The organism is Sphingomonas pruni NBRC 15498 (genome assembly GCF_001598455.1).
GTDB classification, from domain to species: Bacteria; Pseudomonadota; Alphaproteobacteria; order Sphingomonadales; family Sphingomonadaceae; genus Sphingomonas; species Sphingomonas pruni.
This window is the reverse complement of record NZ_BCYZ01000023.1, coordinates 48051-59509: the sequence shown is the minus strand read 5'-3', so window position 1 is coordinate 59509 and position 11459 is coordinate 48051. Positions and strand designations below refer to the sequence as shown.

Annotated in this window: 16 protein-coding genes; 12 read left to right on the top strand and 4 right to left on the bottom strand. The window is 66.4% G+C overall.

What is annotated here, in order from left to right; genetic code table 11:
• Positions 1-89 precede the first annotated feature (89 nt).
• The 6 genes from ruvC to ruvB all read left to right on the top strand — a co-directional run bounded on the left by ruvC (position 90) and on the right by ruvB (position 3654).
• Positions 90-575 (top strand): crossover junction endodeoxyribonuclease RuvC, encoded by a 486-nt coding sequence (ruvC, locus tag SPR01S_RS09200; protein WP_066588376.1) that lies wholly within the window; start codon positions 90-92, stop codon positions 573-575.
• A gap of 42 nt (positions 576-617) precedes the next feature.
• On the top strand, positions 618-1211 hold the full coding sequence (ruvA, locus tag SPR01S_RS09195; protein ID WP_066588373.1) for a Holliday junction branch migration protein RuvA: 594 nt from the start codon (positions 618-620) through the stop codon (positions 1209-1211).
• Positions 1208-1621: a GFA family protein gene (locus SPR01S_RS09190; protein WP_066588370.1), complete on the top strand. Its 414-nt coding sequence runs from the start codon at positions 1208-1210 to the stop codon at positions 1619-1621. Before ruvA ends, SPR01S_RS09190 begins: the two co-directional genes overlap by 4 nt.
• Positions 1622-1646: 25 nt before the next feature.
• Entirely contained in the window at positions 1647-1907 is a 261-nt protein-coding gene (locus SPR01S_RS09185) for a DUF1330 domain-containing protein (RefSeq protein WP_066588366.1), read from the top strand.
• A 116-nt stretch (positions 1908-2023) separates the two neighbouring features.
• Complete coding sequence (locus SPR01S_RS09180; protein WP_066588364.1) at positions 2024-2590, top strand: RcnB family protein; 567 nt, start codon at positions 2024-2026, stop codon at positions 2588-2590.
• A 41-nt stretch (positions 2591-2631) separates the two neighbouring features.
• Entirely contained in the window at positions 2632-3654 is a 1023-nt protein-coding gene (gene ruvB, locus SPR01S_RS09175; RefSeq protein ID WP_066588362.1) for a Holliday junction branch migration DNA helicase RuvB, read from the top strand.
• Positions 3655-3762: 108 nt separating this feature from the next.
• On the opposite strand, the gene SPR01S_RS09170 is transcribed toward ruvB, so the two are convergent.
• The 4 genes from SPR01S_RS09170 to SPR01S_RS22025 are packed head-to-tail and all read right to left on the bottom strand — an operon-like array spanning position 3763 to position 6594.
• Positions 3763-5193, bottom strand: coding sequence for a hypothetical protein (locus SPR01S_RS09170; protein ID WP_066588360.1), 1431 nt, complete (start codon positions 5191-5193; stop codon positions 3763-3765).
• Positions 5190-5921 carry an ABC transporter ATP-binding protein gene (locus SPR01S_RS09165; protein WP_066588357.1) on the bottom strand — a complete coding sequence of 244 codons (732 nt, stop codon included), beginning with the start codon at positions 5919-5921 and terminating at the stop codon, positions 5190-5192. Before SPR01S_RS09165 ends, SPR01S_RS09170 begins: the two co-directional genes overlap by 4 nt.
• Positions 5922-5944: 23 nt before the next feature.
• Positions 5945-6154, bottom strand: a complete 210-nt coding sequence (locus SPR01S_RS22030; protein WP_066588353.1) for a helix-turn-helix transcriptional regulator — start codon at positions 6152-6154, stop codon at positions 5945-5947.
• A complete protein-coding gene (locus tag SPR01S_RS22025; protein WP_066588350.1) occupies positions 6151-6594 on the bottom strand; it encodes a hypothetical protein in 444 nt (147 codons plus the stop codon). The genes SPR01S_RS22030 and SPR01S_RS22025 overlap by 4 nt, the downstream gene beginning before the upstream one ends.
• 124 nt (positions 6595-6718) lie before the next feature.
• On the opposite strand from SPR01S_RS22025, the gene ybgC reads away from it, so the two are divergent.
• The 6 genes from ybgC to pal all read left to right on the top strand — a co-directional run bounded on the left by ybgC (position 6719) and on the right by pal (position 11431).
• A complete protein-coding gene (gene ybgC / locus SPR01S_RS09150; RefSeq protein WP_066588347.1) occupies positions 6719-7189 on the top strand; it encodes a tol-pal system-associated acyl-CoA thioesterase in 471 nt (156 codons plus the stop codon).
• A gap of 7 nt (positions 7190-7196) precedes the next feature.
• Complete coding sequence (gene tolQ, locus SPR01S_RS09145; protein ID WP_066588344.1) at positions 7197-7889, top strand: protein TolQ; 693 nt, start codon at positions 7197-7199, stop codon at positions 7887-7889.
• Positions 7890-8076: 187 nt separating this feature from the next.
• Positions 8077-8517, top strand: a complete 441-nt coding sequence (gene tolR, locus SPR01S_RS09140) for a protein TolR (RefSeq protein ID WP_066588341.1) — start codon at positions 8077-8079, stop codon at positions 8515-8517.
• Positions 8514-9440: a cell envelope integrity protein TolA gene (gene tolA / locus SPR01S_RS09135; protein ID WP_369405264.1), complete on the top strand. Its 927-nt coding sequence runs from the start codon at positions 8514-8516 to the stop codon at positions 9438-9440. Before tolR ends, tolA begins: the two co-directional genes overlap by 4 nt.
• Positions 9441-9445: 5 nt before the next feature.
• Positions 9446-10855 (top strand): Tol-Pal system beta propeller repeat protein TolB, encoded by a 1410-nt coding sequence (gene tolB, locus SPR01S_RS09130; RefSeq protein ID WP_066588339.1) that lies wholly within the window; start codon positions 9446-9448, stop codon positions 10853-10855.
• Positions 10856-10921: 66 nt separating this feature from the next.
• Positions 10922-11431, top strand: coding sequence for a peptidoglycan-associated lipoprotein Pal (gene pal / locus SPR01S_RS09125; protein WP_066588337.1), 510 nt, complete (start codon positions 10922-10924; stop codon positions 11429-11431).
• Positions 11432-11459 lie beyond the last annotated feature (28 nt).

Here is an 11459-nt window from a genome sequence, read left to right as displayed (position 1 = left end):
CCCCCTCCACGAAACTACACCGGCTGGGAGGGGCCCCTCCACCAAGCCGCTGCGCGCCTTGGTCCCCCTCCCCGTGCCGGGGAGGAATTATGATCATCCTCGGCCTCGACCCCGGCCTCGGCACGACCGGCTGGGGTGTGATCCGGGCCGAGGGTAACCGACTGTCGCACGTCGCCAACGGCCAGCTGAAGACCGACGCCAAGGAAAGTCTGCCGCGCCGGCTGGCGCATCTCGACACGATGCTGGCGGCGCTGATTGCCGACCACGCGCCGGACGCCGCGGCGGTCGAGGAAGTGTTCGTCAACATGAACCCACAATCCACGCTCAAGCTCGGCCAGGCGCGTGGCGTCGTGCTGCTCGGTGCGGCGCGAAGCGGTATGGAGGTCGGCGAATATGCCGCCCGTCTGGTCAAGAAAGCGGTGGTCGGCGTCGGCAATGCCGAAAAGGCGCAGGTTCACGCGATGGTCGCGCGGCTGCTGCCTGGCGTGAAGATCGCCGGCGCCGACGCCGCCGACGCCCTGGCAGTGGCGATCTGCCACGCGCATCACCTCGCGAGCGCGCGGCGGCTGGGCTGATTTTGCTTCCCTAGCGCCATCTGTTCCGGTTATGTCCCGGTCATGATTGCACACCTTCGTGGCCGCCTCGAAGCGACCGGCATCGACCATGCGGTGATCGATGTCGGCGGAGTAGGCTATCTGGTCGGTGCGTCGGCCAAGACGCTCGCCGCGATCGGCCCGGTCGGCGAGGCGGCGACGCTCTTTACCGAAATGCTGGTTGCCGAGGATTCGATCCGACTGGTGGGTTTCGCTCGGCCCGATGAGCGCGACTGGTTCCGCCTGCTGACCGGTGTGCAGGGCGTCGGCGCGCGCGTCGCGCTGGCGATTCTGTCGGTGCTTGAGCCGGTCGAGCTGGCCAAGGCAGTGGGCGCGCAGGACAAGGCGATGGTCGCGCGCGCCAACGGCGTCGGGCCAAAGCTCGCCGAACGCATCGTGCGCGAGTTGAAGGATAAGGTTGGCGGCGTGATCCCTGGCAGCCTGACCCCGGTCGCAGCGGCGATGGGGGCGGCGCAGGACGCGGTGTCGGCCCTGCTCAACCTCGGCTTTCGTCCGGCCGAGGCCAATGCGGCGGTGGGTGCGGCGGAAGAGGAACTGGGCGCGGATGCGAGCCTGGATGCGCTGGTTCGACTGGCATTGAGGAAGGCGGCGAAATGACGGATGACGCCCCAATCGTTCGCCGCGCCACCTGCGCTTGCGGCCAACTCGCCATCGAGTGCACCGGCGAGCCCGTCCGCGTTTCGGTCTGCCATTGCCTCGACTGCCAGCGGCGGTCGGGAAGCGCGTTCGCGATGCAGGCACGGTTCCCCAACGATCGCGTGACCATCACCGGGCAGTCGAAACAATGGACGCGGGTTGGCGACGAAGGCGGCAAGGGCATCATGGACTTCTGTCCCGATTGCGGCTCGACCTTGTTCTACCGGGTCGCGTTCGACCCCGACATGGTCGCGGTGGCGGTCGGCGGCTTTGGCGATCCGAATTTCCCGGCGCCGATCTATTCGGTCTATGAGTCGCGCAAGCACCGTTGGCTCGAAATCGTCGGCGACAATATCGACCATTACGAATGACCGCCTATGTCATTCCAGGGTAACGATGAAGCCCGGCCCCGCGCTCGAGGCGTATCGGCGGCTCGCGGCGGCGTCGATTGCGCGGCATGGCGGTCGGTATCTGGCGCGCGGCGGAGCGATGACCGTGCTCGAAGGAGAGTGGCGCGCCGGAGCGGTGTTGGTGGCTTTCCCGAGCATGGAGGCGGCGCGTGCCTGGTATGCCTCTCCCGATTATGCCGAAGCGCTGGCGCATCGCGACGACGCGGTGGAACGCGATCTGATCATGGTCGATGGGATCGATTCCTGATTGCGTCGCGGCAGAACGTGCCCCGAGCGTGACGACCGGCTTATTGGCATAGCGAAACAATTATTCGGCCGGGCGATCCGGGCGTAGGCTGACCTTCCCAAACGATGGGAGGACGTATGAAGCGACTTCTGTTGGCTACCAGCGCGTTCCTGCTGATTTTACCCGATATCGGTGCCGCTTTCGCTCAGGAGGGGCCGAAACTGCCCCCCGGTGCGACGACCAAGCCAGGCCGCCCCGGCGGTCCGCAGATCCAGCCGCCGCGACCGCAACCGCCCAAGCCGCGGCCTCCACGGCCACGCCCGCCGGGTCCCGGCAATGGCGGCGGCGTCGTTCGCCCGCCCCGCCCTCCGCGCCCGCCCATTACAAAGCCGTTGCCGCCGCTGCCCCGGCCGCCCAAGCCCGGTAAGCCGCATCGTCCTGGTGCCGGCCGCCCGCCCAATTTCCGACCGATCCACCGGCCGGGTTGGATCTACCCGCCGGGCTGGCACTATCGTCGCTGGACGATCGGCCTGCTGCTGCCCGCCATCTTCGTCGGTCATCATTATTATTACGACGATTGGTGGCAGATGGGCCTCGAGCCCCCGCCTCCCGGCTATCGCTGGGTGCGCTATGGCCCCGATCTGCTGTTGGTCAATGTCCGCACGCGGCGCGTCGCCGACGTGATCTACGGCGCATTCTACTGACCGCGTGACAAATGGGGGCGTGAACAGGTAGGGAACGTTCGATGGACGAACCCGCCCGCCTGATCACGCCCCAGCGTCAAGCCGAGGATGTCGACGCAGCGTTGCGTCCCAAGACGCTCGACGAGTTCGTCGGGCAAAAGGCGGCGCGCGAAAACCTTCGCGTGTTCATTTCCGCGGCGAAGGCGCGCGGCGATGCGCTCGACCATGTCCTGTTCTTCGGGCCGCCGGGACTCGGCAAGACCACGCTCGCGCAGATCATCGCGCGCGAGATGGGCGTGGGCTTTCGTGCGACCAGCGGCCCGGTGATCGCCAAATCGGGCGACCTCGCTGCATTGCTGACCAATCTCGAGGACGGCGACGTGCTGTTCATCGACGAGATCCACCGGCTCCAGCCAGCGGTCGAGGAAGTGCTCTATCCGGCGATGGAGGACCGTGCGCTCGACCTGATGATCGGAGAGGGGCCATCGGCACGCTCGGTCCGCATCGATCTGCCCAAATTCACCCTGGTCGGCGCGACGACGCGGCAAGGGCTGCTGACGACGCCGCTGCGCGACCGTTTCGGCATTCCGGTGCGGCTCAATTTCTACACGGTCGACGAGCTCGAAGCGGTGGTGACGCGGGCGGCTCGGCTACTCGATCTCCACGTGTCGCCCGACGGAGCGCAGGAGATCGCACGACGCGCCCGCGGCACCCCCCGCATTGCCGGACGGCTGCTGCGCCGTGTGCGCGATTTCGCCAATGTCGCCGGCCGCGAAACGGTCGATGCGATCGCCGCCGATGCCGCGCTCAACCGGCTCGAGGTCGACAAGCTCGGGCTCGACGCGATGGACCGGCGCTATCTCCACATGATCGCCGACATCTATCGCGGCGGGCCGGTCGGTGTGGAGACGCTGGCCGCCGGCCTGAGCGAACCCCGCGACACGATCGAGGAAGTCGTCGAGCCTTATATGATTCAGCTCGGCTTGATCGCGCGCACGGCACGCGGACGGTGTCTCAACCCATCTGGTTGGAAGCATCTCGGCCTCAACCCGCCCGCTGGCGCGCAGGATGGTCTGTTCGACTGATTTTTTGTCGCGGTGCCGGCCCGTTCCCCGCCCGACCTTCCATAGAATATCCTGATTGGGAGGTCGGGCGGGGGAGCGGGCCGGCACCGAGCTTGCCGACGCAGACTCTCAGCCGATGAAGTAGACGATCGCCGCAGCGCCGCCGCCGAAGATCGCGGCGACGATCATCCCCAGGATGCCGGCAATCGCACTGCCGCCGCGCCGCTTGGCGAACGCGGAGCGTTGGCCGGGTTTGGCGAGCTTCAACTCGATATACCCGGCGATCGTCCCGCCGATCGCGGTGGCGATTAGCGATATCAGGGCGCCGAGCGGCGATCGGCCCACTGTCGCGATCGCGATCGGCAGCAAGGCGGCGATCGGCGCCGCCATCAGCAAGGCGGCGGCGAGCTTGGCCTGATCGACGCGCTGTTTATGGACCGGCGCCACCGCGATCAGTTCGGGCACATCCTCGCCCGAAACGGCCAGCCAGGCAAAGCTGCCGGTTAGCTGCGTCGCCACCAGCACGCTGGCAAAAGCGAGGCCGGGGGCGATCAGCCCGCCGCTGCCGCGAAATGCGACCAGCATCAGCGGGATCAGATAGACCAGGCGCAGGATGACCTGAAACACCAGGCCGGGATCGCGCGCGAGCAAGCGCCATTCCTTGGCCAGAACCGGTCGGAACAAGCCGGCATGGAACAGGCGCGCACTCGCCTTGCCGGTCGGCCGCGCGCGGCTCAGCCGCATTCCGGCGTCCTGATAGCCGCTGAGGAACAGGCGTTGCAGCACCGCGCCGGTCCCCGCGAACAAGGCGACGCCGATCGTCAGCAGGATCGCGAGCGACACCGGGTCGCCGAACGCGGCATGGCCGGGCACGCCGCTCCATCCATTCTCGCCCCATCCCCAGGCGCGCAGGTCCTCGAAGATCACGGCAAAGGACGACCGCCGCCCCTGGCCGCCATGCGATAGCTGGCTGAAGAGGAACAGGGCGCCGCCGAGAACCGCCGCCGCCACCTGCCCAACCGTGCGCGCGGCGCGGGGGCCGGCGATGCTGGCGAGCGTCAGCGTGACCGCGATGCCGATCGCTGCCGCGGTCAGCGCCAGCGCAACGAGCAATGCGACGACGCCGAGCAGATGCGGGTGACCCAGGATCGCGACCGGGACGACCACGGGCAGCAACAGCCCGGCATAAGTCAGCGCGATCGCACCGGCGATTCCCGCCAGCTTGGCAAGCAGCACAACGCGCCCCTCGATCGGTGCGGTCAGCAGCAGATCGAGGTCACGACTTTCGTACAGGGTCTGCTGGCTGCCGAGGATCGCCTGCGTGGTCATGAATGACAGAGCGACGACGGAGGCAGCGAGGATGCCGATCCCGATCTCCGCGCGATAATCGATCGGCACGCCCATTAGGAGGTAGGCGACCGCGATGCCTGCCGCGAGGTAGAGACCGAGCAACACGAGCGCGAGCGCCTGACGCTTGCCGCCGCGCCTGCGGCCGCGCCAGGCGAGCCGCAATTCGTGGCGGGCCAGCCAGGCAAAGCTTCCGGGAGCCAATCGGGTCACGCCCCGCTCGTCAGCCGGATGAAAGTATCCTCCAGCGTCATGCCTTCGGTCCCAGCCCGGTCGCGCAATTCGTCGAGCGTTCCTTCGGCTAGCAATTTGCCGCCGCCGATGATGCCGATGCGGTCGGCCATGCGTTCGGCGACCTCGAGGATATGGGTGGTGACGATTACCGTCTTGCCGCGATCGACCTGCTCGCGCAGCGCGTCCTTGACCGCACGCGCCATGGCGGCGTCGAGGCCGGTCAGCGGCTCGTCGAGGATCAGCAGCTTGGGATCATGGATCAGCGCTCCGGCCAGCGCGACCTTCTGCTTCATGCCGCGCGAAAAGCCCTCGCACCGCGTGTCGCGCTGCTCCCACAGATCGAGCCAGTGGAGCAGCCGCTCGGCTTCCTCCGAGGCCACATGCGGCTCCATCCGCCATAGTCCCGCGACGAAGGCGAGATATTCGAGCGGGCTCAATTTGTCATAGAGCATCGGCTCGTCGGGCAACCACGCGGTGATCGCCTTGGCCGCGATCGGATCGGCCAGCGCATCCACGCCGAAAATCTCGATGCTGCCGGCATCGGGTCGGGTCAGGCCGGTGACCATCCGGAGCGTGGTCGTCTTGCCCGCGCCGTTCGGACCGAGCAGGGCGTAGAGCTGGCCTGCCGCGATATCGAGATCGAGGCCGCTGATAACGGGTTTGTCGAATGCCTTGGCCAGGCCGCGAATCCGAAGGGCTTCTGTCATTGGGGGAGGGGTTTAGCCCGACATTACGCCTCGTCCAGCTTGAACAGCGCTTCGACTGGCTTGCCGATCGCCGCGGCGAGCTTGAGCGCCAGCACAGTCGAGGGAATGAACACGCCGTTCTCGACCGTGTTGATCGTCTTGCGGCTCACCCCGACGCGCTCGGCCAGCTCGGCCTGGGTCCAGCCGAGCCGCGTGCGTTCGTCGCGCAGAAAATTGATCAGCCCGCTGCTCACGAGTTGAGCGCGCGCCGCTCGAGCATGGCGAAACGGATCAGCGCCGCGGCAATACCCGCACTCATCAACACATGGATCGCGTCGCGTGCGCTCATCGGCTCGAACAAGGAGAGGGCGTAGAGCGCGATCGCCGCGGCCATCGTCGCCAGGAAGCCGAAGCGGAATCCTTCGGCGCGATGCGCTCGGGCGCTCTCGTCGTTGATCAACGCACGCACCCTGGCACCGCGGAACCAGCCGCCGCCGGTCGCGAAGGCGATCACCAATACGACCGAGAGAATCGGCCATGCACTGATCGCTATATGATCGACCAGCCGCGACCCGTCGCCCGGGTGGTGACCGCTGAAATAGCTTGCCTGCTGAGCGAGAAAGATGACTGCCATCGCTGGCATCATCCGCGCGCGGCGGTGCACCAGTCGGTCCGCGGTTTCCGCATCGGTCATTTGAATACCCCCAAAGAAATGTAACCTATGCTACTCATGTAACCTGTGGGTTACATCGATGCAAGGGGCAAAATCAGAGACGAATGGGTTTGCCTCGCCGCTTCGGGCCGCTAGGACCTTAACCATGACGGCAACCGGTACCGACCAGCCGGTCGAAGGACGCTTCGACGGACGCGAGCACCGATTCCCGGTGCGGGTCTATTTCGAGGACACCGATCTGTCGGGCGTGGTCTACCACGCCAATTACCTGCGCTACATGGAGCGGGCACGGTCGGACATGCTGCGGCTGGTCGGGATCGACCAGCGCGCGGCGATGGAAGCCGGGGAGGGCGCCTATGCGGTGTCCGAAATGGCGATCAAATTTCGCCGCCCGGCGAAACTCGACGACGCGTTGGTGGTTGTTTCGCGACTGACACGGATTCGTGCGGCAGCGGTTCATATTCATCAGAGAGTCATGCGGGGCGCTGAATTACTGGCAGAGGCGGACGTGACCGCAGCATTGGTCGCGCCCGACGGACGCCCTAAACGCCAGTCGGCAGACTGGGCGTCGGCCTATGCAGGGCTGATCTGGACACCCGAAGAACAAGGGGACTGAAGACGTAATGCATTGGAGTTTGGACCTTTCCCCCGGATCGACCTCACCGCTCGCGCTGCTGCTGCATGCCGACATCGTCGTCCAGATCATCATGGCCGGGTTGCTGATCGCCAGCATCTGGACCTGGGCGATCATCATCGGTTTCTCGACCAAGGTCGGCGCGACCCGGCGCAAGATCGACAAGTTCGAAAAGGATTTCTGGAAGGCGGAGGATATCGACGCCTTCTACAAACTGCACGGCGATGACGAATTGCCGGTGGCCCGCGTGTTCGCGGCCGGTGTGTCCGAATGGCGCCGCTCGACCGCCGGCGGCGTAGTCGATCGCGAGGGCATTCGCGAGCGCCTCGCCACCGCGATGGGCTCGGCCGTAGCGGGGGAAGCGGACAAGCTCGCCGACCGGCTCAACATCCTGGCGACGGTCGGATCGGTGGCGCCGTTCGTCGGCCTGTTCGGTACCGTCTGGGGCATCATGTCGAGCTTTACGGGCATCGCCGCAGCCCAGAATACCAGCCTGGCGGTGGTCGCTCCCGGTATCGCGGAAGCCCTGTTCGCGACCGCGATCGGCCTGTTCGCGGCGATTCCGGCGGTGATTGCCTATAATCGCTTCAGCCATGGCGTGAACCGGATCGAGGCGCGGCTGACGCGGTTTGCCGATGGGTTCCATACGACCTTGAGCCGCCAGTTGGAGGCGAAACGGTGAATGAGGCCCATCAAATCCTCCCTATGCGTAGCGTGGGGAGGGGGACCGCCGGGGAAGCCGGGGGTGGAGGGGCCCGCAGCCGCGTAGCGGCGGAGGGAGGCCCCATCCTCGCGGCTGCGCCGCTGCGGCCCCTCCACCAGCTTCGCTGGTCCCCCTCCCCAAGCAAGCTTGGGGAGGACTTTTAGGGATGGCCATGAACCTCCCCTCGGCCCGCGCCAAAGGGCGCCGCGCGCCGATGGCGGACATCAACGTCACGCCATTGGTCGACGTCATGCTGGTGCTGCTGATCATCTTCATGGTCACCGCGCCGCTGATGACCGCGGGCGTGCCGGTGAACCTTCCCGATAGCCGCGCCAAGGCGCTCGACCAGGATCAGAAGCCGGTCGATATCGCGGTCGATCGCGACGGCACGATCCATATCGGCGAGGATGCCGTGACGATCGAGGAACTGCCCGATCGCCTGTCAGTGATCGCCAGCGAACGCCGCCAGGGGGACAAGCCGCCACAGGTCTTCCTGCGCGCCGACAAGGCGCTCGATTATGGCCGCGTGATGGAAGTGATGGGCGAGCTGAACCGCGCCGGCCTCAACCGCGTCGCGCTCGTCTCCAACGCCAGGGAGCGCCAGTGAGCGGCATCGCCGTCTCTCCCATTCTGCGCCCGATCCCTGCGGAGCGCGACGACCGGTTGTGGATCGCGATCGGCGTGTCGCTGCTCGCGCATCTCATCCTGTTCACGATCCTGTCGCTGCTGCCGCCATCGCCCCCGCCGCCGCCGGTGGTGCCGATGGACGTGACGATCGCCGACGATGTCGGGCTGAAGGCCGGCGCGCCCAACACGACGGTCGATCCGGCCGAAAGCAAGGCGCCCGATATAGGCAACCCCGAGGATTCGGCGCCGCCCGCGCCGGCCGAGGAAAAGGCCGAGCCCGCGCCGCCCAAGCCGCAGCCTGAAGCCGCGCCGCCGCCCAAGCCTGCTCCTGTCGCCAAGCCCGAGCCGAAGAAGCCGGCGCCCCCTGCGCCCAAACCGGTCCCGAAAGCCCAGCCCAAGCCCGCCGTCGCGGCGCCCGCCAAACCCGCGGTCAAGCCGGGCAAGGGCACCGGCAGCACCGCCAACGCGATCAAGCCCAAGGCGCGCGGGCTCAATTTCGGATCGGATTATTTCAAGGGCGCCTCAAGTAAGCCCAGCCCCGCGACCGGGACTGCGCCTAAAGCCGCGACTATGAGCGCAATAGCGGTCATGGATATTCGCCGGAAGATCGCCGAGCAAGTCCAACCCTGCGCCAATCGCCAGGTCAAGCCCGGCCCTGGCGCAGAACGAATCCTGGTCGCGGTTCGGTTGAAGATCAATCGCGACGGCACGCTCGCCGGACGACCGACAATAGGGGAGGTGACTGGCGTCGACGACGAAAATTCCCGTTATGTCCAACGCGTCAAAGACAGCGCGATCGCGACCTTCATGGGCTGTCAGCCGCTGCGCGGACTGCCCGCCGAATTGTACGACGTCCCCAATGGCTGGAGCAATTTCACGCTCCGGTACAAGCTTCCCGGTTGAGAGAGATGATGATGACCAAAGCTCTTCCGCTGATCGCGCTGACGATTCTGCTGGCGCCCGCTGCCAATGCCCAGACGACTCCACCGGCACCGACCCCGGCGCCCGCTCCGGCTCCTGCCCCCCAGGCGACGCCGGCGCCTGGCCAATCTGGCGGCCTGGTGGTCGATGTCGAGGGCGGCATCTCGGCGCCGATGGGAATCGCGATTCCGGCGTTGCCTACCCCCGAAGTGGCCTCGACCGCAGCGGGATCGACCGATCAGCTCGGCAGGCAATTGGCCGATGTCATCACCGCCGATCTCAAGAATTCGGGATTGTTCAAGCCGCTTCCTACCGGGCAGCTGATGCCGGTCCCGTTCGCGCAGGCGACCGCTCCCGATTTCACCGGCTGGACGTCGCGCGGCGCGACTGCCCTGGTTCAGGGCTATATTCGTGCCAACGGCAACGGCACAGTGACGGTCGGCTGCTATCTCTATGACACTGCCGCACAGCGCGAGCTCGCGCGCCAGGGCTACGTGCTCACGGTCAACGAATGGCGCCGCGCCGCGCATAAATGCGCCGATATGGTCTATACCCGCCTGACCGGCGAAGGGCCGTATTTCGACAGCCGCGTGGTCTATGTCTCTGAGACCGGACCCAAGGGCAAGCGCATCAAGCGGCTGGCGATCATGGATCAGGATGGCTTCAACGGCCGTTTCCTGACTAACGGCCAGACGATCGTGCTCACCCCGCAACTATCGCCCGATCAGCGCCGCGTCGCGTACCTGTCCTATCTCGACAAGAAGCCGACCATCTACGTCATGGACATCGCCACGGGACGGCAGCACCGGCTGGTCGACAATGTCAGCCTGGCGCTGGCGCCGCGTTTCTCGCCCGATGGCCGCTGGATCCTCTATTCGATGTCGCAGGCGGGCAATACCGATCTCTACAAGATCCCGGCCGATGGCGGCACGGCGCAACGCCTGACCACCGCGCCCGGCATCGACACCGGCGGCAGCTGGTCGCCCGATGGCAGCAAGATCGTGTTCGAAAGCGACCGTTCTGGCTCGCAGCAGCTCTATGTGATGAACGCCGACGGTTCCAACCAGCAGCGGATCAGCTTCGGCTCGGGCAAGTACGCCACGCCCGCCTGGAGCCCGCGCGGCGACCTGATCGCCTTCACCAAGATCGGCGGCGGCTTCCATGTCGGGATCATGTCGCCGTCGGGCGGCGGCGAGAAGATGCTGACCGATGGCTGGCAGGATGAGGCGCCCAGCTGGGCGCCCAATGGCCGCGTGATCATGTTCTTCCGCTCGACCCAGGGCGGAAGCGGCGTCGCGGACTTGTGGTCGGTCGACCTGACCGGCGTAAACGAGCGCCGCTTGCCCACCCCGTTCGACGGATCGGACCCGAGCTGGGGACCCATTCGCAAGGACTAACGTTTCGTATCCGGACCGAACACGCCCCCCAGGCATTCAACAGCCAAAAGTTAGGGAGAACCAACAATGGCACGCACGACTACCAAGCTGATCCTGCTCGCGACACTCGTCGCGGCTGCGGGCTGTGCCCATAAACGCCCGCCGGTCCTGCCGCCTGCCGCGGGCGAACAGCCGTCGGGATCCACTGGCAACGGCGATGCCGGATCGATTGTCCCGGGCTCGGCCGAGGATTTCAAACGCTCGGTGATGAGCGACACGATCCACTTCGCGCTCGACCAGTACGATATCGACGCGACGTCGCGCTCGATCCTCGACAGCCAGGCCGCCTGGCTGATGAAATGGCCCGACCGCCGCATCACGATCGAAGGCCATGCCGACGAACGCGGCACGCGCGAATATAACCTCGCGCTCGGTGATCGTCGCGCTAATGCCGCCAAGAACTATCTCGCCGCGCGCGGCGTCAACGCCTCGCGGATCAACACGATCAGCTATGGCAAGGAGCGCCCGATCGCGCTCGGTTCTGACGAGGCGAGCTGGGCCCAGAACCGCCGCGCGGTGACGATCGTCCTGCAATAGCTGCGATCGATCAGTCGCACGCGAACGA